The 26,396-nt window shown below is 75.0% G+C and carries 2 protein-coding genes; both read right to left on the reverse strand.

From position 1 onward, the window contains the following. Positions 1–10 precede the first annotated feature (10 nt). Positions 11–6,193 (reverse strand): type I polyketide synthase, encoded by a 6,183-nt coding sequence (locus ACSU6L_RS00910; protein WP_437052518.1) that lies wholly within the window; start codon positions 6,191–6,193, stop codon positions 11–13. A gap of 48 nt (positions 6,194–6,241) precedes the next feature. Beyond that, on the reverse strand, positions 6,242–26,350 hold the full coding sequence (locus ACSU6L_RS00915; RefSeq protein WP_437052520.1) for a type I polyketide synthase: 20,109 nt from the start codon (positions 26,348–26,350) through the stop codon (positions 6,242–6,244). Between the last annotated feature and the right edge of the window lie 46 nt (positions 26,351–26,396).

Here is a 26,396-nt window from a genome sequence, read left to right on the forward strand (position 1 = left end):
TTTCACGCTGTCAGGGCCGGGTGCGGGCGAGCCAGTCGACGACCGGGCGAGCCGTGGCGGCGGCCTGTGCCTCCATCATCGACCAGTGGTTCCCCGGCACCTCGACGGCCGTGTGCGGCAGTTGCCAGAAGGCCTGCGGGGCGGGGGTTCCGTTCCCGTCGCCGGGGGCTATGCGTTCCCCGGCGCGGACGAACAGGGTGGGTGCCGTGATCTCGGTCGGTTCCCAGTCCGCGAAGAGCCGGAAGTAGCCGCCCATGGCGGTCAGCCGGGTGAAGTCCACCCCGTCCACCAGCCCTTCCCGGTCGAACATGCTGTCCATGAAGACCGAGGCGAAGCCGTCGACGACGTCGTTGCCGGGCAGATAGGTGTCCAGCAGCACCACGCCGGCGGGCTGGACGCCGGTGCTCTCCAGCCGCGCGGCCACCGCGTGCGCGAGCCAGCCGCCGGACGAGTGCCCGACCAGCACCACCGGTCCCCCGTCGGCCAGCTCCAGGGCCGCGTCCGCCTGGGCCGCGACGGCCGCCTCGACCGACCGCGGCAGTGCCTCCCCGTCGGCGAAGCCGGTCGGCACCAGCACCGACACGTCCCGGACGTCGTGGAAGGCCGTCGCGAACCGCGCGTACTGGTGGGCGCTGGACAGCGCCACCGGGGCGGCGAAGCAGACCAGGGCGGGCCCCTGGGGTCCGTGGCTGAGCCGCACCGGCTTCGGGGCGTGCCGGGAGGCGTCCGCCGTGGTGAAGGCGGGGCGGATCCGGGAGGCCGCCATCAGCAGTTCCACGCCGTCCTTGTACTGCTCGGCCTCGCACGCCTGCCGGAACAGCGCCTCCACGGAGCCCGCCGGGGACGGGGTGCCGGGCCGGCCGGCCGCCGGGCGGGCCTGCGGTGCGGCGTCTTCGGCGGCGGCTGTCGCCAGCAGTTCCCGCAGGTGGGCGGCGACCGCGGCGGGCGTCGGATGGTCGAAGATCAGCGTGGCCGGCAGCTGGACGCCGCCCGCGGCGGTGAGCCGGTTGCGCAGTTCGATGGCGCCCAGGGAGTCGAAGCCCATGTCCGTGAACGGCTGGTCGGCGTCGATCACCGTGCCGGAGGAGTGGCCGAGCACGGCGGCGACGTGGTCGCGTACCGCCGTGCCGAGGTACTGCTCACGCTCGGCCTCCGGCAGTTCGGCGAGCGTCTGCCGCAGACCGCCGGTCTCGGCGGCCGTGGGCCGGGCCCGGCGCGCCGGGGCCCGCACCAGGTCCCGCAGCAGCGGGGGCAGCAGGTCGCCCGACGGCTGCCCGCCGAGACCGCTGGGGTCGAGCCGGACGGGGACGAGCGTGGCGTGCTCGCCATGGCCCGCCGCGTCGAGGATCGCCAGGCCCTCCTGGTCCGGCAGCGCGCCGAGGCCCGCCCGCCGCAGCCGCTGCAGCTCGGCCTCGCCGAGCCCTTCGGTCATGCCGCTGAGCCGCGCCCACATGCCCCACGCCAGGGAGACCGCGGGCCGGCCGCTCGCCCGCCGGTGCTCGGCGAGCGCGTCCAGGAACGCGTTGGCGGCGGCGTAGTTGCCCTGTCCGGCGCCGCCCAGGGTGCCCGCCAGCGAGGAGAACAGCACGAACAAGGAGAGGTCCGCGTCGGCGGTCAGCTCGTGCAGGTTCCAGGCGCCGTCCACCTTGGGCCGCAGCACCGAGGCCAGCCGCTGCGGGGTCTGCGAGCCGATCACGCCGTCCGCGACCACGCCCGCCGTGTGCACCACTCCGGTCAGCGGGTGCTCGTCCGGTACGGCGGCGAGCACCTTCGCCAGCGCGTCGCGGTCGGCGACGTCGACGGCGGCGACGGTCACGGACGCTCCCAGTCCGCGCAGTTCCGCGGCCAGTTCGGCGGCTCCGGGGGCGTCCTCGCCCCGCCTGCTGGTGAGCAGCAGCCGCGGTACGCCGTGTTCGGTCACGAGGTGCCGGGCCACGAGGGCGCCGAGCGCTCCGGTGCCTCCGGTGACGAGGACGGTGCCGTGCGCGCGGGGGCCGGCGCCGGCCGGGGCGGTCACCGCCGCGCGGGCCAGCCGGGCCGCCGACACCATGCCCTGACGGATGATCAGCTGGGGTTCGTCGGTGCCGAGGGCGGCGGGCACCGCGGCGGCGGACTCCTGCGCGGTGTCCAGGTCCAGCAGGACGATACGGCCGGGGTGCTCGGCCTGCGCGGAGCGCACCAGCCCCCACACGGTGGCCGCCGCCGGATCCGTCACGGGTGGTGCGGCCGCGCCCCGCGTGACGACCACCAGCCGGGCGGTGGCGAACCGCTCGTCCGCCAGCCAGGCCTGGAGCAGCCCGAGGACGTCCCCGGCCAGCCGGTGCGCACGCTCCACCGGCGTCTCGTCGCCCGCCGGTCCGGGTACGCCGACCAGCACGACGCCGGGGGTGACGGCACCGGGCTCCCGCAGGGACTCCGACAGCGCCGGCAGGTCCCGGTGCCGGTCCACGGTGCCGCCGGCGTTCTCGAACGCCCGGCTCAGGAGGGTGTCGGGGCCCAGCAGCGCGCACCGCACGGGGCGGGTCCGTCCCGCCGTGACCGGTGTCCAGTCCAGCCGGAACAGGGAGCGCTGGTAGGCGCCTGCCCGCATCTGCTCGACGCTGACCGGCCGCAGCACCAGCGAGTCCACGGACGCCACCGGATCCCCGGAGGGGTCGACGGCGGCGAACGACACCGCGTCCGGCCCGGCCGGGGCCAGCCGTACCCGCAGGGTGGCCGCGCCCGCCCGGTGCAGCCGCACCCCGTTCCAGGAGAACGGCAGCCGCCCCCGGCCGTCGTCGGCGAGCAGGCCGCCCAGGTTCAGCCCGTGCATGGCCGCGTCCAGCAGGGCCGGATGCAGCCCGAAGCCCTCGGCGGAGTCCCGTACCGCCTGCGGCGCGGCCACCTCCGCGTACACCTGGTCGCCGAGCTGCCAGGCCGCCCGCAGTCCCTGGAACGCGGGCCCGTACTCCAGCCCGCCGTCGGCCAGCCGCTGGTACAGCCCGTCCGCCGGCAGCGGCTCGGAGCCGGCCGGTGGCCACTCCCCCGGCGTCCACGGGAAGACGGCGTCGGACGTCGCGCCGAGCACACCCTCCGCGTTGAGCGTCCACTCGCCCTCGCCGTCGGCGCCCGCCGCCCGCGAGTACATCCGCACGGGCCGGGAGCCGCGCTCGTCCGGCGCGCCGACGACCGCCTGGAGGGTGACCGCGCCCTGCTCCGGCAGGACCAGCGGAGCCCGCAGCGTCAGCTCGCTCAGCTCACCGCAGCCCAGCCCCTCCCCGGCCCGCAGCGCCACGTCCACCAGGGCCGTACCGGGCAGCAGCACCGCACCGGCCACGGTGTGGTCGGCCAGCCAGGGGTGGGCGTCGGCCGAGAGGCGTCCGGTGTACAGCGCGCCGCCGCTGTCCGGGAGTTCCACCGCCGCGCCGAGCAGCGGGTGGTCCGTCGTCCCCAGTCCGGCGAACTCGACGTCCCCGGCCGGGGTTCCGTCGTCCAGCCAGTACCGCTCGCGCTGGAAGGCGTAGGTGGGCACGTCGACGGTCCTGGCCCCGCGGCCCGCGAAGAACGCCGGCCAGTCGACCGGCACGCCGCGGACGTGGGCCTGGGCGACGGCCGTGGTCAGGGTCTGCGCCTCGGCGCGGTCCGCGCGGAGCACGGGTGTGAACAGGCCGTCGGAGCCGGCCTGGCCCATCGCGGAGAGGACGCCGTCCGGGCCGAGTTCGACGAGGGTGCGGACACCCAGCTCGTCGAGTGTCCTGACCCCGTCCGCGAAACGGACGGCCTCGCGGACGTGCCGCACCCAGTAGTCGGGGGTGCACAGCTCCTCGGTGGTCGCCGTCGCACCGGTCAGGTTCGAGACGAGGGGGATGCGCGGCGCGTCGTAGGAGAGCTTGTCGGCGACCGCGCGGAACTCGGCCAGCATGGGCTCCATGCGGGGCGAGTGGAAGGCGTGGGAGACCGTGAGGCGCTTGGTCTTGCGGCCCTGCTCGGCGAAGCGGGCGGCGATCTCCAGCACTTCGGACTCATCACCCGAAATCACCACGGACTGAGGCCCGTTGATGGCCGCGATCGACACGGCGTCGCCGGTCAGCGCCTCGGCGACCTCGGCCTCCGTCGCCTGCACCGCCACCATGGCACCACCGGACGGCAGTGCCTGCATCAGCCGACCGCGCGCGGCGACCAGCGTGCACGCGTCCTCCAGGGACCAGACCCCCGCCACATGCGCGGCGGCCAGTTCGCCGATGGAGTGGCCGAGCAGGACGTCCGGTGTGACGCCCCAGGACTCCAGGAGCCGGAACAGCGCCACTTCGAGTGCGAACAGTGCCGCCTGCGTGTAGACGGTCTGGTCCAGCGCGGACGCGTCCTCGAAGACCACGTCCTTCAGCGGCCGCTCCAGCTCCGCGTCGAACCGGGCGCACACCGCGTCGAACGCCTCCGCGAACACCGGGAACGCGGCATACAGCTCACGCCCCATCCCGACGCGCTGCGCGCCCTGCCCCGTGAAAAGGAACGCGGACTTGCCGCGGCGGGAGACCGTGCCTCGTACGACGCCCGGCGCGTCCCCGCCCTCGGCGAGGGCGGTCAGGCCGGCGGCGAGGGCGTCGCGGTCCGCGGCGACGACGGCGGCGCGGTGGTCCATGAGTGTGCGGGAGGTCACCAGGGACAGGCCGATGTCCTGCGGCGCGCCATCCGGGTGGTTGTCGAGGTGGGTGCGCAGCCGGCGGGCCTGGGCGCGCAGGGCGTCCTCGGACCTGGCGGTGAGCACCCAGGGCACCGTGCTGGTGCGGACGGTGGGCGCCGGGGTGTCGGCCGGGTCCGCGGGCTCGGCGGCGGGCGCCTGCTCCACGATGGCGTGCGCGTTGGTGCCGCTGATGCCGAACGAGGACACGGCGGCCCGGCGCGGGCGGCCGGTCCGGGGCCAGTCGCGTGGCTCGGTCAGCAGTTCCACCGCGCCCGAGGACCAGTCCACCTGGGGGGAGGGCTCGTCCACGTGCAGGGTGCGCGGCAGTTCACCGTGCCGCATCGCCATCACCATCTTGATGACACCGGCGACACCGGCGGCGGCCTGGGTGTGCCCGATGTTCGTCTTGATGGAGCCCAGCCACAGCGGCCGCTCCTCGGGCCGGCCCTGGCCGTAGGTGGCCAGCAGGGCCTGGGCCTCGATGGGGTCGCCGAGCCGGGTGCCGGTGCCGTGCGCCTCCACCGCGTCGATCTCGTCGGCGGCAAGCCGGGCGTCGGCCAGGGCCTGGCGGATGACGCGCTGCTGCGAGGGGCCGTTGGGCGCGGTCATGCCGTTGGAGGCGCCGTCCTGGTTGACGGCGGTGCCGCGTACGACGGCGAGGACCGGACGGCCGTTGCGCCGGGCGTCGGAAAGCCGCTCCAGCAGCAGCATGCCGACGCCCTCACCGAGGCCCGTGCCGTCGGCGGCGGCCGCGAAGGCCTTCACCCGGCCGTCGGGGGCGAGGCCCCGCTGCCGGGAGAACTCCAGCAGGGTGACCGGGGAGGCCATCACGGAGACGCCGCCGGCCAGGGCCATGGTGCACTCCCCGGAGCGCAGCGCCTGGACGGCGAGGTGGAGGGCGACCAGGGAGGACGAGCAGGCCGTGTCGAGGGTGACCGCGGGGCCTTCGAGCCCGTAGGTGTACGCCAGCCGACCGGAGGCGATGCTGCCGGAGTTGCCGTTGCCGATGTAGCCGGCGACGTCGTCGGGCACGGCGCGCAGCCGGGCGGCGTAGTCGTGGTACATCACCCCGGCGAACACGCCGGTGCGGCTGCCCTTCAGCGCGGACGGGGCGATCCCCGCCCGTTCGAACGCCTCCCAGGAGGTCTCCAGGAGCAGGCGGTGCTGGGGGTCGGTGGCCAGTGCCTCGCGCGGGGAGATGCCGAACGGGGCCGGGTCGAAGTCCCCGGCGTCGTACAGGAAGGCGCCTTCGCGGGTGTAGGCGGTGCCGATGCGGTCCGGGTCGGGGTCGTAGAGGCCGTCCACGTCCCAGCCGCGGTCGCTGGGGAGGCCGGACACGGTGTCGGTGCCCTCGGAGACCAGTCGCCACAGGTCCTCCGGGGACATGACGCCGCCGGGGTAGCGGCAGGCCATGCCCACGATGGCGATCGGCTCCTGGCTGCCGGCCTCCAGCTCGCGCACGCGCAGCTTCGCCTCCTGGAGGTCGGCGGTCACACGGCGGAGATAGCTGAGGAGCTTTTCCTCATTCATCACGTACTCGTCGCTCCTCGCGGATCGTCGTCAAAGGTGTGGGGCATCTCGTCACAGCTCCCCGAGCTCGCCGTCGATGAAGTCGAACAGTTCGTCGGCGGTGGCGGTCTCCAGGCTGCGCGCGGGCTCCGCGGGCTCCGGCTCGGTGCGGAAGCGGCTCCACTTGGCGAGCAGCGTCTGGAGGCGCACGGTGACCTCCTCGTAGGCGGTGTCGTCCGGGGCGACCTCGGCGAGGGCGTCCGGGGTGATCGCGGAGAGGGCCGACTCCATCCGGGCGAGCTCGGCGAGCAGCGGTGCCGTCGCCGTGGGCTCCTCCAGGTCCAGGTCGGCGAGGAGGTGGGCCGCGAGCCGGTTGGGGTTGGGGTGGTCGAAGACCACCGTGGCGGTGAGCCGCAGTCCGGTGACCTGGTTGAGCCGGTTGCGCAGTTCGACGGCGGTCAGCGAGTCGAAGCCGAGTTCGCTGAAGGCCTGGTCGGGTTCGACGGCGTCCGCGGAGGTGTGTCCGAGGACGTCGGCGACCTGGCCGCGGACCACGTCGAGCAGCACCCGGACGCGGTCCTCGGCGGGCACGCCCAGCAGCCGCTCGCGCAGCGCGCCGCCGTCCGCGTCGGTCCGCTCCTGCGCGGCGCGCCGGGCCGGGCCGCGGACCAGGTCGCGCAGCAGCGGCGGTACGGCGCCCCCGCCCGCGCCCGGCGCGAGGTCGAGGCGGGTCGGCAGCAGCAGGGCCTCGTCCAGGGCGTCCGCGAGGTCCAGCAGGGCCAGACCCTCGGGTGCCGACAGGCCGGTCATGCCGGAGCGGGCCATGCGGCGGACGTCGACGTCGCCGATGGTGTCCGCCATTCCGCTGTTGACGCCGGCCTCGTCGGCCCACAGGCCCCAGGCGAGGGAGGTGGCCGCCAGCCCGTGGGCGCGGCGGTGGTGGGCGAGGGCGTCCAGGTAGGCGTTGGCGGCCGCGTAGTTGCCCTGGCCGGGGCCGCCGAAGACGCCGGCCGCCGAGGAGAACAGGACGAACGCCGACAGCTCCAGGTCCCGGGTGAGGGTGTGGAGGTGCCAGGCGGCGTCCACCTTGGGGCGCAGCACTCGGTCCACCCGTTCGGGGGTGAGGGAGCCGATCACGCCGTCGTCGAGCACGCCTGCCGCGTGGACCACGGCGGTGAGCGGGTGCTCGGCGGGTATGTCGGCGAGCAGTGCGGCCAGCGCGTCCCGGTCGGCGGTGTCGCAGGCGGCGATGGTCACGCGGGCGCCCAGCCCGGTGAGTTCCGCCTCGAGTTCGGCGGCGCCGTCGGCGGAGCGGCCGCGCCTGCTGGTGAGCAGCAGGTGGCGGACGCCGCGGGCGGTCACCAGGTGGCGGGCGACCAGGCTGCCGAGGGCGCCGGTGCCGCCGGTGATCAGGACGGTGCCGTCGGGGCGGGCGGCGAGGCCGGTGCCGGTGGCGTCGGTCGCGCCGCCGCTGCCGGTCTCCGTGCCGGACCCGGCCGGGTCGGGCTGTGCGGCGGTGACCCGGGTGAGGCGGGCGGCGTGCGCGGTGCCGTCGCGCAGGGCGAGTTCGGGTTCGCCGGTGGCGACGGCCGCGGGCAGGGCCCGCCAGGACGGTTCCCGGTCGTCGAGGTCGACGAGCACGAACCGGTCCGGGTTCTCGGTCTGGGCCGACCGGATCAGTCCCCACACGGCGGCGCCGGCGAGGTCGGGCACGGTGTCCTCGGGGTGCGCGGCGACGGCGCCCCGGGTCACCACGACCAGCCTGGCGGTGGCGAGGCGCGGGTCGGCCAGCCAGGACTGGGCGAGGCCCAGCACGGCGTGCGCGGCGCCGTGGACGGCGTCCGGTGCCTGCCCGTCCCCCTCTTCGGCCGACCGCGACGCACCGGCGCCGACCAGCACCACCTCCGGCACGGGGGCGCCCGCGCCGACGGCTTCGGCGAGCGCGTCCAGGCCGGGGTGGGAGCCCGGCGGGTTGCCCACCGCCTTCAGGTTCTCAAAGAGGCGCAGTTCGTCGGAGCCGAGGACCGCCCAGGAGCCCGGCGCCACGGCCGGACGGGCGGACGGCTCGGGCAGGGCCGCCCAGTTCACCCGGAACAGCTTGTCGTGGTGCCCGGCACGGGCGCCCGCGAACGTGTCGTCCGTCACCGGGCGCAGCACCAGCGACTCCACGGAGGCGACCGGTGCGCCGGAGGCGTCGGCGACGGTGAGGGACACGGTGTCCTGACCGGCCGGCGACAGCCGGACGCGCAGGGCTCCGGCGCCGGTCGCGTACAGGGACACCCCGGCCCAGGAGAACGGCAGCCGGATGCTGTCCTCGTCGGCGAGGAGTCCGCCGGGGCCGATCGCGTGCAGGGCGGCGTCGAGCAGTGCCGGGTGCAGCCCGAAGCGGCCGGCGTCGGCGCCGGTGCCCTGGTCGAGCGCCACCTCGGCGAGGACGTCGTCGCCGTCCTGCCAGACGGCCCGCAAGCCCTGGAAGGCAGGGCCGTAGTCGACGCCGTCGACGGCCAGCCGCTCGTACAGGCCGTCCACGGGGACGGGTACGGCACCGGCGGGCGGCCAGACGCCCGTCCCGGCGGGGGCGGGCGCGGCGCCGGCGGCGAGGAGGCCGGTGGCGTGGCGGAGCCAGGGTCCGCCGGGCGCGGTTTCCTGGTCGCCCGCGGGGCGGGAGTGGACGGTCAGCGGGCGGCGGCCCGCGGCGTCGGCCTCCCCGACGGTCAGCCGCACCTGGACGGCGCCGCGCTCGGGCAGCACCAGCGGCGCCTCGATGGTCAGCTCGTCCAGCCGGTCGCAGCCGACGTGGTCGCCGGCGCGGACGGCCAGCTCGACGAAGGCCGTGCCGGGGACCAGCACCATTCCGGCGACGGCGTGGTCGGCGAGCCAGGGGTGGGTGTCGAGCGACAGCCGGCCGGTGAACAGCAGGCCGCCGGAGTCGGGCAGTTCCACCGTGGCGCCGAGCAGCGGGTGGTCGGCGGCGGCGAGTCCGGCGGCGGTGACGTCACCGGCGGTCGCGGGCGGCAGCTGCGGCCAGTACGACTGGTGCTGGAAGGCGTAGGTGGGCAGGGCCACCCGGCGGGCGCCCCGGTCCTCGAAGGCCGGCGCCCAGTCGACGGGCAGACCCGCGACGTGCGCCTCGCCGAGGGAGGCGAGGAACCGGTCGAGGCCGCCCTCGCGGCGGCGGATCGTGCCGATCACGGTCACGTCGCCGTCGGTCTGCTGCACCGCGACCGTCAGCATCGGGTGCGGGGCGCTCTCCAGGAACGTGCGGTACCCGTCCGCCAGGAGCCGGCGCACGACCGGTTCGAACAGCACGGTGCCGCGCATGTTGCGGTACCAGTATTCGGCGGTCAGTTCGGCGGTGTCGACGGGTTCGCCGGTCACCGTCGAGTAGAACGGGATGTCCGTCGACCGGGCGGTGACCGGGGCGAGCTGCTCCAGCAGGGGTTCGCGCAGCGGCTCGACCTGGGGGCAGTGGCTGGGCACGGAGGCGGGGATGACTCGCACCCGGATGCCGTCCGCCTCGCATTCGGCGACGAGTTCGGCCAGCGCCTGCTCGTCGCCGGCGATGGTGACCGCCTTGGGTCCGTTGACGCCGGCGACCGACAGGGCACGGTCCCAGCGGGCGACACGGCGGACCGCCTCGTCCGCGGAGATCATCACGGAGGCGACGCCGCCCCGGCCGGCCAGGCGCTCGGCCAGCATGCGGCTGCGCAGCGCGACCACGCGGGCCGCGTCGTCCAGCGACAGCGCGCCGACGAAGCAGGCGGCGGCGATCTCGCCCTGCGAGTAGCCGACCACCGCCGACGGCCGCACGCCGTGCGCCCGCCACAGCTCGGCCAGCGACACCATCACCGCGAACAGCACCGGCTGCACGACGTCGACCCGGTCGAGGTCCGGTGCCCCGGGCACGCCGCGCAGGACGTCCATCAGGGACCAGTCGAGGTACGGGGCGAACGCGGCGGCGCACTCGGTCATCCGCTCGGCGAACACCGGGGAGGAGTCGAGCAGTTCGAGGCCCATGCCGAGCCACTGGGTGCCCTGGCCGGGGAAGACGAACACCGGGCCGTTGCGGGTCGCGGCCGTCAGGCCGCCCCGGACCACGCCGGGCACGTCCCGGCCGTCGGCGAGGGCGGCGAGCCGCTCCAGGAACTCGGCCGGTTCGGCGCCCACGACGACCGCTCGGTGGTCGAACACGGTACGGCCGGTGAGCAGCGAGTGGCCCACGTCCAGCGGTCGCAGCTCCGGGTGCCGCTCCAGGTGGGCGCGCAGCCGGACGGCCTGGTCGCGCAGGCCCGCCGCGGTCTTCGCGGACAGCGGCCACGGCACGACCGGAGCCGGGTCCTGGTCCCGTCCGCCGTCGGCGGGACGACCGTCGGCGGGACGACCGTCAACGGGCCGGGCGTCGGCGGGGCGGCGGTCGGCGGGGGCCGGCTCCTCCAGGATGACGTGCGCGTTGGTGCCGCTGACGCCGAAGGAGGACACCGCCGCCCGGCGCGGCCGGTCCACGGCGGGCCAGTCGCGGGCCTCGGTGAGCAGTTCCACCGCCCCGGACTCCCAGTCGACCTGCGAGGTGGGCCGGCCGACGTGCAGGGTGCGCGGCAGCACTCCGTGCCGCAGCGCCATCACCATCTTGATGATCCCGGCGGCGCCGGCGGCGGCCTGCGCGTGGCCGATGTTGGACTTGATGGAGCCGAGGTACAGCGGTTCGGCGTCCGCCTCGCGCCGCCCGTAGGTGGCGAGCAGCGCCTGCGCCTCGATCGGGTCGCCCAGCTTGGTGCCGGTGCCGTGCGCCTCGACCGCGTCGACGTCCGTCACGGACAGTCCGGCGTGATCGAGCGCCTGGCGGATCACCCGCTGCTGGGCCGGCCCGTTGGGGGCGGTCAGGCCGTTGGAGGCGCCGTCCTGGTTGACGGCGCTGCCGCGTACGACGGCCAGCACCGGGTGGCCGTTGCGGCGGGCGTCGGAGAGCCGCTCGACGAGCAGCATGCCGACGCCCTCACCCCAGCCGGTGCCGTCGGCGTCGTCCGAGAAGGACTTGCTGCGCCCGTCCGGGGAGAGCGCGCGCTGCCGGGAGAACTCGACGAAGGTGCGCGGGGTGGACATGACGGTCACTCCGCCGGCCAGGGCCATGGAGCACTCGCCCGAGCGCAGCGCCTGGGCGGCCAGGTGCAGGGTGACCAGCGACGACGAGCAGGCGGTGTCGATGGTGACCGCCGGGCCCTCGAGGCCGAGGGTGTACGACACCCGGCCGGAGGCGACACTTCCGGAGCTGCCGGCGCCGCCGACGTCGCCCTCGGTGTCCTCGTCGGACGCCTGCGCGACGAGCACGCCGTAGTCGTGGTACATCACGCCGGCGAACACGCCGGTACGGCTGCCCTTGAGGGTCGTCGGGTCGATGCCCGCGTGTTCGATGGCCTCCCAGGAGGTCTCCAGCAGCAGCCGCTGGTGCGGGTCCATCACCAGGGCCTCGCGCGGGCTGATGCCGAAGAACGCCGGGTCGAACTTGGCGGCGTCGTAGAGGAAGCCGCCCTCGTTGGTGTACGAGGTGCCGGGGCGGGACAGCTCCGGGTCGTACAGCGACTCGACGTCCCAGCCGCGGTCGGCGGGGAAGACGTTCACGCCGTCGGTGCCGGTGGCCACCAGCTGCCACAGCTCGTCCGGGGAGGTCACGCCGCCCGGGTAGCGGCAGGCCATGCCGATGATCGCGATGGGCTCGTCGACGGCCGCGGCCGGCCCGCCGGTGGACTGGGTGATCTCCGGTTCCGTGCCGACGAGTTCGTCGCGCAGCAGCCGGGCCAGCGCCAGCGGGGTCGGGTAGTCGAACACCAGGGTCGCGGGCAGCCGCAGCCCGGAGGCCTTGGTGAGCCGGTTGCGCAGCTCCACGGCGGTCAGCGAGTCGAACCCGGCGTCCCGGAACGCCTGGTCGGGCTCCACGGCGTCCGCGGAGGCGTGGCCCAGAACCGCGGCCACATGGGTGCAGACCAGCTCCAGCAGTTGCCGCTCCTGCTCCGCCGGGTCGAGTCCGGCGAGCCGCCGGGTGAGGGCGGAGCCGGTGGCCGGCTCGTCGGCGGCGAGCCGGCGCCGGGCGGGCCCGCGCACCAGGCCCCGCAGCAGGGCCGGGACCTCGGAGGCGTCCGGAGCGGCGCCCGTGGTGCCGAGGTCGAGGTGCATGGGCACCAGGACGGGCTCGTCGACGCCGGCCGCGCGGTCGAACAGCGCGGTGCCCTGCCGGGCGGACAGCGGGTACAGGCCCGAGCGGGCCATCCGCTGCCGGTCGGTGTCGGTCAGCGCGTCCGCCATGCCGCCGGCCTCGTCCCACGGACCCCAGGCCAGGGACCGGCCGGGCAGGCCGGAGGCGGTACGGAGCCGGGCGAGCCCGTCCAGGAAGGCGTTGGCCGCCGCGTAGTTGGCCTGGCCGGCGCCGCCCATGACGCCCGCCACCGACGAGAACAGCACGAAGAACGCGAGATCCGCTTCCCGGGTCAGCTCGTGCAGGTTCCAGGCGCCGTCCACCTTGGGGCGCAGCACGTCCGTCATCCGCTGCGGGGTGAGCGCGCCGACCACCCCGTCGTCGGTGATGCCGGCGGCGTGCACCACGCCGGTCAGCGGGTGCTCGGCCGGTATCGCGGCCAGCACCTCGGCCAGCGCGTCCCGGTCCGCCACGTCCACGGCGGCGACCCGCACGGAGGCGCCCAGCTCGGTCAGTTCGGCGACCAGTTCGGCCACGCCCGGCGCGGCCTCGCCCCGGCGGCTCGTCAGCAGCAGCCGCCGTACGCCGCGCTCGGTCACCAGGTGCCGGGCGAGCACCGCGCCGAGGGCGCCGGTACCGCCGGTCACCAGGACGGTGCCGTCGGTCTCGGGCGCGGCCGGGGCGGTGCCGGCGGGGGCCGTCACCCGGGCCAGCCTCGGCACGACGACCGTGCTCTCGCGGACGGCCAGCTGGGGCTCGTCCGTGTCCAGAGCCCCCGTCAGCGACCCGGCGGGGACGGTGCCCTCGTCCAGGTCGAGGAGGACGAGACGGCCGGGGTTCTCGGACTGCGCCGAGCGCACCAGACCCCACACCGCCGCGCCCGCCAGGTCGGAGATCCCGTCACCGGCGGCGCCCCGGGTGACCAGGACCAGCCGCGAGGTGGTGAACCGCTCGTCGGCGAGCCACGACTGCACCAGGGTCAGCGCGGAGAGCGCCGCCCGGTGCACGCCCTGGGTTGTGTCACCCAGGTCACGGGAGTCTCCCGAGACGCAGGCGAACACCAGCTCGGGAACCGGCCCGTCCAGCGCGGCGAGGTCCGGACGGACGTCCAGACCCGGCCCGTCCGGGTCGAACGCGGCGGCGAGGCCGAACACGTCGTCACCGACGACCGCCCACGAGCGAGCGGCGTCCCGGTCGGCCTGCTGCCGCTCGGGCAGCGACACCCAGTCGACCCGGAACAGGGACTCCCGGCCACCGCCCCGAGCCGTCTCCAGCTGACCGGCGTGCACCGGCCGCAGGGACAGCGTGTCGACGCTCGCCACCGGGACGCCGGCCCGGTCGGTGACCGTCAGGGCCACCGTGTCCGCGCCGGCCCGCGACAGCCGTACCCGGACCGCCCGCGCGCCCGCGGCGTGCAGGCCGACACCCGACCAGGCGAAGGGCAGCCGGGCCTGGCCGGTCCCCTCGACCAGGTCTCCCAGCCCGACCGCGTGCAGCGCCGCGTCCAGCAGCGCCGGATGCAGCCCGAACTCCCCGGCCGCGTCCGCGACCCCGTCGTCCAGGGCGACCTCGGCGAACACCTCGCCGGGCCGCGTCCACACCGCGCGTACGCCCTGGAACACGGGCCCGTACTCCAGCCCCGCGGCGGCGAACGCGTCGTACAGCCCCTCGATCGCCACCGGAGCGGCGTCCGCCGGCGGCCACGCGCCAGACTCGGCCGACGGCACCGGCCCGGCCGGCGCCAGCCGTCCACTGGCGTGCCGGGTCCAGGCCTGGCCCGCCGTACGGGAGTGGATGCTCAGTGCCCGGGCACCGGAACCGTCCGGTCCGCCGACCGCCAACTGCACCTGCACCGCGCCCCGTTCGGGCAGCAGCAGCGGCGCCTCCAGGGTCAGCTCCTCCAGATGCCCGCAGTCGACCTGGTCACCGGCCCGGATGGCCAGCTCCACGAAGGCGGTGCCGGGCAGCAGCACCGAACCCATGACGGAGTGGTCCGCGAGCCACGGATGCGTGTCCAGCGACAGCCGGCCGGTGAACAGCAGCCCCCCGGTGGCGGGCGTCTCCACGGCGGCACCCAGCAGCGGATGATCCGCGGCACTCATGCCCGCCAGCTCGACGTTGCTCGCCGAGACACCGACCTCCAGCCAGTACCGCTGGTGCTGGAAGGCATACGTCGGCAGCTCCACCCGCCGGGCACCGCGGCCCGCGAAGAACGCCGCCCAGTCGACGGCGACACCCTCGACATGAGCCCGCGCTACGGCCGAGGTCAACGTGTGCGCCTCGGGGCGGTCGGCGCGGAGCGTCGGCACGAAGAGCGCCGTGTCGATGCTGTCCTGACCCATGGCGGAGAGGACACCGTCCGGGCCGAGTTCGATCAGCGTGCGGACGCCCTGCCCGGCGAGGGTCTTGACCCCGTCGGCGAAGCGGACGGCCTCGCGGACGTGCCGCACCCAGTAGTCCGGGGTGCACAGCTCGTCGGCGGTGGCCATTCCACCGGTCACGTTCGACACGACGGGGATACGGGGGGCGTTGTACGACAGCCCCTCCGCGACCCGGCGGAACTCCGCCAGCATCGGCTCCATGCGCGGGGAGTGGAAGGCGTGGGAGACCGTCAGACGCTTGGTCTTGCGACCCTGCTCGGAGAAGCGGGCAGCGATCTCCAGGACCGCGTCCTCGTCACCGGAAATCACCACGGACTCAGGCCCGTTGACGGCAGCGATGGAGACGGCGCCGGTCAGCGCCTCGGCGACCTCGGCCTCGGTCGCCTGCACGGCCACCATGGCACCGCCGGACGGGAGCGCCTGCATCAGCCGGCCGCGTGCCGCGACCAGCGTGCACGCGTCCTCCAGGGACCAGACACCCGCCACATGTGCGGCGGCCAGCTCACCGATCGAGTGTCCCAGCAGCACGTCAGGGGTCAGGCCCCACGACTCCAGCAGCCGGAAGAGAGCAACCTCCAGCGCGAACAGACCAGCCTGCGTGTAGACCGTCTGGTCCAGCGCTGCCGCGTCCTCGAAGATCACCTCCCGCAGCGGCCGGTCCAACTCCGCGTCGAACCAGGCGCACACCGCGTCGAACGCCTCCGCGAACACAGGGAAGGCGCCGTACAGCTCACGCCCCATCCCGACCCGCTGGGCGCCCTGTCCCGTGAACAGGAACCCGACGCGTCCGTCCTCGCCGGCGACGCCGTCGAACAGTGCCGACGAACTCCCGTCCTTCGCCAGCGAGTTCAGCGAGGCGAGGAGTTCGTCCCGGTCCGAGGCGATCACGGCGGCCCGGTGTTCCAGGGCCATCCGGGACGTGGACAGGGTCAGCGCCACGTCGAGCGGTCGCAGTTCGGGCCGGTCGAGCAAGTACGCGTGCAGGCGTGCGGCCTGGGCGCGCAGGGCCGTGGCGGTCTTGCCGGAGAGGATCCAGGGGATCGCCGGCGTGTCGACGGTGACCGTGTCCGGCTCGTCGGCGGGCTCCGTCGGCGGTGCCTGCTCCAGGACGACGTGGGCGTTGGTGCCGCTGATGCCGAAGGAGGAGACGCCCGCGCGGCGGGGACGGTCGAGGGCCGGCCAGTCACGGGCCTCCGTGAGCAGTTCCACGGCGCCCGCGGTCCAGTCGACCTGGTGGGTCGGCTCGTCCACGTGCAGGGTCCGCGGCAGCACACCGTGCCGCATCGCCATCACCATCTTGATGACACCGGCGACGCCGGCGGCGGCCTGGGCGTGTCCGATGTTGGACTTCACCGAGCCCAGCCACAGCGGCCGGTCCTCCGACCGGTCCTGGCCGTAGGTCGCCAGCAGTGCCTGCGCCTCGATCGGGTCGCCCAGCGTCGTACCCGTGCCGTGCGCCTCGACGGCGTCGACGTCGGAGGTGGTGAGCCGCGCGTTGGCGAGCGCCTGGCGGATCACCCGCTGCTGCGAGGGGCCGTTCGGCGCGGTCAGGCCGTTGGACGCGCCGTCCTGGTTGACCGCGCTGCCCCGTACGACCGCCAGTACCCGGTGACCGTTGCGCTCGGCGTCCGACAGCCGCTCGACCAGCAGGACGCCGACGCCTTCACCCCAGCCGGTGCCGTCGGCGGTGTCCGCGAAGGACTTGCAGCGGCCGTCGGCGGCGAGGCCGCGCTGCCGGGAGAACTGGACGAAGGTGCCCGCGGTCGGCATGACCGTGACACCGCCGGCGAGGGCGAGGGCGCACTCCCCCGAGCGCAGCGCCTGCACCGCCAGGTGCAGGGCGACGAGGGAGGATGAGCAGGCGGTGTCGACGGTGACCGCCGGGCCCTCAAGGCCGAAGGTGTACGCCACGCGGCCGGAGACCACGCTGGCCGAGGCGCCGGTCATGGCGTAGCCCTCGACGCTCTCCGCGGCCGTGTCGAAGCCGGCGCCGTAGCCCTGGTAGCCGCATCCGGCGAACACGCCGGTGCGGCTGCCGCGCAGACCGGCGGGGTTGATCCCGGCGTTCTCGAAGACCTCCCACGAGGCCTCCAGGAGCAGCCGCTGCTGCGGGTCCATCGCCAGCGCCTCACGCGGGCTGATGCCGAACAGGCCGGGGTCGAAGTCACCCGCCTGGTAGAGGAAGCCGCCTTCGCGGACGTACGAGGTGCCGGGCCGGTCGGGGTCCGGGTCGTACAGCTTCTCCAGGTCCCAGCCGCGGTCGGCGGGGAACTCCCCGATGCCGTCCACGCCGTCGGCGACGAGCCGCCACAGTCCCTCCGGGGAGGACACGCCGCCGGGGTAGCGGCAGGCCATGCCGACGATCGCGATCGGCTCGTCGGTCGCCCCGACCGCGACGGCGGGCGCGTCGGACGCGGAGTCCGCGCCGACACCGCGCAGTTCACGGCCCAGGTGCTCGGCCAGGACGGCCGCGGTGGGGAAGTCGTACACGAGGGTCGACGGCAGGGTGAGGCCGGTCGCGGCGTTCAGCTGGTTGCGGAACTCGACGGCGGTCAGCGAGTCGAAGCCCAGCTCCTTGAACGGGCGATCGGCCGCCACGTCGTCGGGCGAGGCGTGCCCCAGCACCCCGGCCACCTCGGTGCGGACCAGTTCCAGCAGCGCCCGTCCGCGTTCTGCCTCGGAGAGGCCGCGCAGGCGGTGGGCGAGCGCGGAGTCCGCGAGGTCCGCGTCGTGCGGGCGTTCCGCGTCCAGCAGTTCGCGTACGGCCGGCAGGTCGCCGATGAGCGGCCGGGGCCGGGCGACGGCGAAGCCGGGCAGGAACTGCTCCCACACCACCTCGGCGATGGTCAGCGCGGTGTCGTCGGCGTCCATGGCCTGCTGGAGCGCGGCGATGGCCGACTCCGGTGCCAGCGGCAGCAGACCGCCTCGGCGCAGCTGTGCCTCGCCGGTGACGTCCGCCGCCGCCAGGCCGACCTCGGCCCAGGGGCCCCAGGCGAGCGCGGTGGCGGGCAGTCCGGCGTCGCGGCGCTCCTGGGCGAGGGCGTCGAGGTAGGCGTTGGCGGCGGCGTAGGCGCCCTGGCCGCCGCTGCCCCAGATGCCGGAGACGGACGAGAACAGGACGAAGGCGTCCAGCGGGGTGTCGCGCAGCAGTTCGTCGAGGTGGCGGGCACCGGCGACCTTGCCCGTCACGACCCGCGCGAACTCGTCGGCGTCCATGTCGGCGAGGGGGGTGTACTGGCCGACGCCGGCGGCGTGCACCACGGCCCGCACCGGGCGGTCCGCGGGCTGCGCGGCGAGCAGGTCGGCCAGCGCCTGCCGGTCCGCGACATCGCAGGCGGCGACCGTCACCTCGACGCCGAGGCCGGTCAGCTCACGGCGCAGTTCCCCGGCGCCGGGGGCGTCGAGGCCACGGCGGCTGGTGAGGATCAGGTGCTCGGCGCCGTTGCGGGCGAGCCAGCGGGCGACCTCGGCGCCGAGCGCACCGGTGCCGCCGGTCACCAGCGCGGTGCCTCGCGGCCGCCACGTGGCTCCCTCCGCCGTACGACGGGGGGCGTGGGTGAGCCGTCGTACGAACACGCCCGACGCGCGCACGGCGAGCTGGTCCTCGTCGCCGCTGCCGGCCAGCACCCCGAGCAGCCGCCGCAGCGCCTGCTCGTCGGCCGTCTCCGGTACGTCGACCAGGCCGCCCCACCGGTCGGGGTGCTCCAGTCCCACCACCCGGCCGAGGCCCCAGGCCTGCGCCTGGGCGGCACGCGTCAGCCGGTCGGACCGGCCCACCGACACCGCGCCCCGGGTCAGACACCACAGCGGTGCCGTGACTTCGGCGTCCCCGAGCGCCCGTACGAGTTCCAGGGTGGACCACAGGCCCGCGGTCACCCCGGGGTGCTCCGGGCGGGCGGTCTCGTCCAGCGCCAGGAACGACAGCACCCCGGCGACGGAACCCTCCGCCGCGAGCAGTTCGGAAAGGCGTCGGGCCAGCGCCGCGCGGTCGGCGTCCGCCGCGCCTACGGGGAGCACGACGGTCCGAGCCCCGTGCCCGTCCATCGCGGACAGGGTGGCCTCGACCCACTCGTCGCTCCGCCGGTCCTCGGGCACCACCGCGAGCCAGGTCCCGGTCGGCGCCGCGGTGGCGGCCTCCGCGACCGGCTTCCACGTGACCCGGTAACGCCACGAGTCGACCACCGACTCGGTGCGGTGCCGCTTGCGCCAGGCCGACAGGACCGGCAGGACCGCGCTCAGCGAGTCCCGCTCGGCCGTACCGACCTGCAAGGTCTCGGCGACCCTCGCCACATCGGCCCGCTCCACGGCGTCCCAGAACGCCTGGTCCACCGGATCGACCCGGTCACCGGCCCCCGCCGGCTCCGACGCCGTCCAGTACAGCTCCCGCTGGAAGGCATACGTCGGCAGCTCGACCGGCCGAGTGCCCCAGCCCGTGTAGAACCGCGCCCAGTCGACGGGCACGCCGCGCACGTGGGCCTGGGTGACCGCCGCGATCAGCGTCTGCGCCTCGGCGCGGTCCGCGCGGAGGGCGGGGACGAACAGACCGTCGGAGCTCGCCTGGCCCATGGCGGAGAGGACACCGTCCGGGCCGAGTTCGATCAGGGTACGGATGCCCTGCTCGTCCAGCGTCCTGACTCCGTCCGCGAAACGGACGGCCTCGCGGACGTGCCGCACCCAGTAGTCCGGGGTGCACAGATCGTCGGCGGTGGCCGTTCCACCGGTCACGTTCGACACGACGGGGATGCGGGGGGCGTTGTACGACAGCCCCTCAGCGACACTGCGGAACTCCGCCAGCATCGGCTCCATACGCGGGGAGTGGAAGGCGTGGGAGACCGTCAGACGCTTGGTCTTGCGACCCTGCTCGGAGAAGCGGGCAGCGATCTCCAGGACTGCATCCTCGTCACCCGAAATCACCACGGACTCAGGCCCGTTGACGGCAGCGATGGAGACGGCGCCGGTCAGCGCCTCGGCGACCTCGGCCTCGGTCGCCTGCACGGCCACCATGGCACCGCCGGACGGGAGCGCCTGCATCAGCCGGCCGCGTGCCGCGACCAGCGTGCACGCGTCCTCCAGGGACCAGACACCCGCCACGTGTGCGGCGGCCAGCTCACCGATCGAGTGTCCCAGCAGCACGTCAGGGGTCAGGCCCCACGACTCCAGCAGCCGGAAGAGAGCAACCTCCAGCGCGAACAGACCAGCCTGCGTGTAGACGGTCTGGTCCAGCGCTGCCGCGTCCTCGAAGATCACCTCCCGCAGCGGCCGGTCCAACTCCGCGTCGAACCGGGCGCACACCGCGTCGAACGCCTCCGCGAACACCGGGAAGGCGCCGTACAGCTCACGCCCCATCCCGACCCGCTGGGCGCCCTGTCCAGTGAACAGGAACCCGACGCGTCCGCCGTCGGTGACGGACCCCTGTACGAGGCCCGGCAGCCGCTCGCCCTCGGCCAGTGCCGCGAGCCCGGCGAGGAGTTCGTCGCGGTCACCGGCGACGAGGCCGGCGCGGTGTTCCAGTGCCGCCCGGGAGGTGGCGAGGGCGTGGCCCACGTCGGCGAGGGTGTCGGTGGGACGGGCCTCCAGCCAGTCCTTCAGTCGCCGTGCCTGGTTGCGCAGTGCGGCGTCGCTGCGGCCGGACAGCACCCAGGGCACGACCGGCGAAGCCACGACCGGGGTTTCCGGTGTGGTCGTGGTGGTGTCGGGGGCCTGCTCGATGATGGTGTGCGCGTTGGTGCCGCTGATGCCGAAGGAGGACACGGCGGCCCGCCGGGGGCGTCCGGTCTCCGGCCACTCGCGTGCCTCGGTCAGCAGCTCGACCGCGCCCGCGGTCCAGTCGACCTGCTGGGACGGCTCGTCCACGTGCAGGGTCCGCGGCAGTACGCCGTGCCGTATGGCCATGACCATCTTGATGATGCCTGCGACACCGGCGGCGGCCTGGGTGTGGCCGATGTTCGACTTGATGGAGCCGAGCCACAGCGGGCGGCCCTCGGGCCGGTCCTGGCCGTAGGTGGCGAGGAGGGCCTGTGCCTCGATGGGGTCGCCGAGGGTGGTGCCGGTGCCGTGGGCCTCGACGGCGTCGACGTCCGACGTCGTCAGCCGGGCGCCGGCGAGGGCCTGGCGGATCACCCGCTGCTGCGAGGGGCCGTTCGGCGCGGTGAGGCCGTTGGACGCGCCGTCCTGGTTGACGGCGCTGCCCCGCACCACGGCCAGTACGCGGTGGCCGTTGCGCTGGGCGTCCGACAGCCGCTCCACGAGGAGCATGCCGACGCCTTCACCCCAGCCGGTGCCGTCGGCGGCGTCGGCGAAGGACTTGCAGCGGCCGTCGGCGGCGAGGCCGCGCTGCCGGGAGAACTCGACGAACGTGCCGGCGGTCGGCATCACGGCGACACCGCCGGCCAGCGCGAGCGTGCACTCCCCCGAACGCAGTGCCTGCGCGGCGAGGTGCAGGGCGACGAGGGAGGAGGAGCAGGCGGTGTCGACGGTGACGGCCGGGCCCTCCAGGCCGAGGGCGTAGGCGATCCGGCCGGAGGCGACGCTGGTGGAGATGTCGGTGAGGGAGTAGTCCCCCGCGTCGTCGCCCTGGCCGCCGCCGATGCCGTAGCCCTGGTAGCCGGCGCCGACGAAGACGCCGCACGGGTGGCCCTTGAGCGCGGTCGGGTCGATGCCCGCCCGCTCCACGGCCTCCCACGAGGTCTCCAGGAGGAGTCGCTGCTGCGGGTCCATGGTGATGGCCTCGCGCGGCGAGATGCCGAACATTCCGGCGTCGAAGTACCCGGCGTCGTAGAGGAATCCGCCTTCGCGGGTGTACGAGGTGCCGGGGTGCTCGGGGTCGGGGTGGTAGATGCCGTCGACGTCCCAGCCGCGGTCGGCGGGGAACTCGCCGATGCCGTCGCCGCCCGCGACGACCAGCCGCCACAGGTCCTCCGGGGAGGACACGCCGCCGGGGTAGCGGCAGGCCATTCCGACGATCGCGATCGGCTCGTCGGTGTGCGCGGTGGCCGCGGTCGCGGGGAGCGCGCTCCGGGCCTGGTCCGCGCCGCCGGCCAGCTCGTCGCGGAGGTGTCCGGCGAGGGCGTCGGGGGTGGGGTGGTCGAAGACGAGGGTCGCCGGGAGGGTCAGCCCGGTCTGGGTGTTGAGCCGGTTGCGGAGTTCGACGGCGGTGAGCGAGTCGAAGCCGAGGTCGCGGAAGGCGCGGCCCGCTTCGACCGCGTCCCGGGAGGCGTGACCGAGGACCGTGGCGGTCTCGGTGCGCACCAGGTCGAGGAGGAGGCGCTGCTGCTCGGCCGTGGAGAGCGCGGCGAGGCGGCGCGGCAGGTCGGATCCGGCGTCGTCGGCGGCGACCTCGGTGACGAGGGCGCTGCGGACCTCGGGCAGGTCGCCGAGGAGCGGGCTGGGGCGTACGGCGGTGAAGCCGGCGGTGAAGCGGTCCCAGTCGACGTCGGCGACCGCGACGGCCACGTCGTCGTGCTCGACGGCCTGGCGGAGCGCCGCGACGCCCAGTTCGGGGGCGAGCGGGGCGAGGCCGCGGCGGCGCAGATGGCCCTCGGCCTCCCCGTCGGCCATGCCGCCGCCGCTCCACGGGCCCCAGCCCACCGAGGTGGCGGCCAGTCCGCGGTCGCGGCGCTGTTCTGCGAGGGCGTCGAGGTAGGCGTTGGCGGCCGCGTAGGCGCCCTGGCCGCCGCTGCCCCAGAAGGCGGAGATGGAGGAGTAGAGGACGAAGGCGTCCAGCGGGGTGTCGCCGAGCAGTTCGTCCAGGTGGCGGGCGCCGGCGACCTTGGCGCGCAGCACCTCGGCGAGTTCGGCCGGGTCGGTGTCGGCGACCGGCGTGAACTGGCCGGCGCCGGCGGCGTGCAGCACCGCGCTGAGCGGCGTCTCGGCGGGGATCTCGGCGAGCAGCCGCGCCAGGGCGTCCCGGTCGGCCACGTCGCAGGCGGCGACGGTGACCCTCGTGCCCAGCTCGGTCAGTTCCCGGCGCAGCTCCTCCGCGCCGGTCGCCGCCAGGCCACGGCGGCTGGTGAGGATCAGGTGCTCGGCGCCGTTGCGGGCGAGCCAGCGGGCGGCTTCGGCGCCCAGCGCGCCGGTGCCGCCGGTCACCAGGACGGTGCCGCGCGGCCGCCACGGGGCGACCGGTGACTCGGAGCGGGGCGCGCGGGCGAGTCGCCGTACGAACGCGCCGGAGGCGCGCACCGCGATCTGGTCCTCGGTGCCGTCCCCGGCCAGCGCGCGCAGCACCCGGGAGAGCGAGCGGTCGTCCAGGGTGTCCGGCAGGTCGAGCAGTCCGCCCCAGCGGTCGGGGTGCTCCAGGGCGACCGCCCGGCCGAGTCCCCAGGTCTGCGCTTGTGCCGGGTTCGCAGGCCGGTCGGACCGGCCGACCGAGACCGCGCCCCGGGTCAGACACCACAGCGGGGCCGTGATCTCCGCCTCGCCGAGGGCCCGGACCACTTCGAGGGTGGCGGCGAGGCCGGAGGTGACCTCGGGGTGCTCGCCGTGCGGGGTCTCGTCCAGCGCCAGGAAGGACAGCACTCCGGCGACCGGTGCCGCGTCGGTGACCGCCGCCCGCAGCCGCGGCAGCAGCGCGGCGACCGTGCCGCCCGCCGCGTCGGCCTCGACCGGGACCGGCTCGGCACCGGACGCCTCGAGGGCGCCGAGCACCGCGTCGGCCTCCGCCGGCCGGTCCTGCGGCAGCAGCACGAGCCAACGGCCCGTGAGCGGCCGCGAGTCGGTGCCGTGCGGCACGGGCTTCCAGACGATCCGGTAACGCCAGGAGTCGACCGCGGACTGCATCCGGTGCCGCTTGCGCCACGAGGCCAGCATCGGCAGCACCGCGCCCAGCGAGGACCGCTCCTCCTCGCCGACCTCCAGCGTGTCCGCGAACGCCGCCACGTCCGCGCGCTCCACGGCGTCCCAGAACGCGGCGTCCACCGGGTCCGTGGAGCCGGCGTCGTCGGTGATCTCGGGCCAGTAGCGCTCACGCTGGAAGGCGTAGGTGGGAAGGTCGGCCGACCGGGCGCCACGCCCGGCGAAGAACGCCGCCCAGTCGACGGCGACACCCTCGACGTGAGCCCGCGCCACGGCCGAGGTCAGCGCCTGCGGTTCCGGACGATCGGAACGGAGAGCCGGCACGAAGAGCGCGTCGGCGCTGTCCTGACCCATCGCGGAGAGGACACCGTCCGGGCCCAGCTCGACCAGGGTGCGGATGCCCAGCCCGGCGACCGCCTTGACCCCGTCCGCGAAACGGACGGCCTCGCGGACGTGCCGCACCCAGTAGTCCGGGGTGCACAGCTCGTCGGCGGTGGCCATCTCACCGGTCACGTTCGACACGACGGGGATGCGGGGCGCGTTGTACGACAGCCTCTCCGCGACGCTGCGGAACTCCGCCAGCATCGGCTCCATACGCGGGGAGTGGAAGGCGTGGGAGACCGTCAGACGCTTGGTCTTGCGACCCTGCTCGGAGAAGCGGGCAGCGATCTCCAGGACCGCGTCCTCGTCACCGGAAATCACCACGGACGACGGGCCGTTGACGGCAGCGATCGACACGGCGGCACCATTCAGCGCCTCGGTGACCTCGGCCTCCGTGGCCTGCACGGCCACCATCGCACCGCCGGACGGCAGCGCCTGCATCAGACGACCACGCGCCGCGACCAGCGTGCACGCGTCCTCCAGCGACCACACACCCGCCACATGCGCGGCGGCCAGCTCACCGATCGAGTGACCCAGCAGCACGTCAGGGGTCACGCCCCACGACTCCAGCAACCGGAAGAGAGCAACCTCCAACGCGAACAGACCAGCCTGCGTGTAGACCGTCTGATTCAGCGCAGCCTCGTCCTCGAACACGACCTCCTTCAGAGGCCGCTCCAGCCGGAACTGGTCGCACACCGCGTCGAACGCCTCCGCGAACACCGGGAACGCCGCATACAGCTCGCGGCCCATCCCAGCGCGCTGCGAGCCCTGCCCCGTGAACAGGAATCCGACCCGGCCGTCCTCCGATGCCGCGCTCTGCCACAGACCGGGTGCCTGCCGGCCCTCGGCCAGGGCCTCCAAGGCGGTCAGGGCGTGGTCGCGGTCCTCGGTGACGACGGTGGCCCGGTGCTCCAGTGCGGATCTGGACGTGGCCAGGGAGAGTGCCGTGTCGGCGAGGCGCAGGCCGGGGGTGTCGAGCAGGTGGGCGTGCAGGCGGGCGGCCTGGGCGCGCAGGGCGTCGGGGGTCCGGCCGGAGATGAGCAGCGGCACGGCGGGCGTGTGGACCGTCGCGGGCCGCGGTGCGGCGGCCTGTTCGTCCTGCGGCTCTTCCTCCAGGACGACGTGGGCGTTGGTGCCGCTGATGCCGAAGGAGGAGACGCCCGCGCGGCGCGGGCGGTCGAGGCGCGGCCAGTCCCGGGCCTCGGTGAGGAGGTCCACGGCGCCCGCGGACCAGTCGACCTGTGCGGTGCGGTCGGCGGCGTGCAGGGTCTGCGGCAGCACTCCGTGCCGCATCGCCATGACCATCTTGATGACACCGGCGACACCGGCGGCGGCCTGCGTGTGTCCGATGTTGGACTTGATGGAGCCGAGCCACAGGGGCTGTTCGCGGTCCTGGCCGTACGTGGCCAGCAGGGCCTGCGCCTCGATCGGGTCGCCCAGCCGGGTGCCCGTGCCGTGCGCCTCGACCGCGTCGACGTCCGCGGCCGTCAGGCGTGCGTTCGTCAGCGCCTGGCGGATCACCCGCTGCTGCGACGGACCGTTGGGAGCCGTCAGACCGTTCGACGCGCCGTCCTGGTTGACCGCACTGCCGCGCACGACCGCCAGCACGCGGTGGCCGTTGCGCCGCGCGTCGGACAGGCGTTCCAGCAGCAGCATGCCGACGCCCTCGGCCATGCCCATGCCGTCCGCGTCGGCCGAGAACGCCTTGGAGCGGCCGTCGGCGGCGACGCCGCGCTGGCGGGAGAACTCGACGAGGGCGCCGGGGGTCGCCATGACGGTGACGCCGCCCGCGAGGGCGAGGGTGCAGTCGCCCTTGCGCAGGGCGTGGGCGGCGAGGTGGATGGCGACCAGGGAGGAGGAGCAGGCGGTGTCGATGGTGACCGCCGGGCCTTCCAGGCCGAGGGTGTAGGCGACGCGGCCGGAGAGGACGCTGCCGGAGGTGCCGGTGCCGACGTAGCCCTCGGCCTCGCCGGGGGTGGTGCCGAAGAGGGCCGCGTAGTCCTGGCCGCTGATGCCCGCGAAGACGGCGGTCCTGCTGCCCTTGAGGGTGGCGGGGTCGATCCCGGCGCGTTCGATGGCCTCCCAGGAGGTCTCCAGCAGCAGGCGCTGCTGCGGGTCCATGGCCAGGGCCTCGCGCGGGGATATGCCGAAGAAGCCGGCGTCGAACTCGGCGGCGTCGTGCAGCCATCCGCCGCCGCGGACGTACGACTTGCCCATGGCGTCGGGGTCCTGGTCGTACAGCTTCTCCAGGTCCCAGCCGCGGTCCGCGGGCAGGGGGGTGATGGCGTCGGTGCCGGACGCGACGAGCCGCCACAGCTCCTCGGGGGAGCCGACGCCGCCGGGGTAGCGGCAGCTCATCGCCACGATGGCGATCGGCTCCTGCTCCTTGTCGGTGACCTCCCGCAGCCGGTCGTGCGCCTCGTCGAGTTCGGCGGTCACTCGGAGGAGGTATGCGCGAAGTTTGTCTTCATTCGCCATGGGAGCT

This window comes from Streptomyces sp. enrichment culture (assembly GCF_964272855.1).
Taxonomy (GTDB): domain Bacteria; phylum Actinomycetota; class Actinomycetes; order Streptomycetales; family Streptomycetaceae; genus Streptomyces.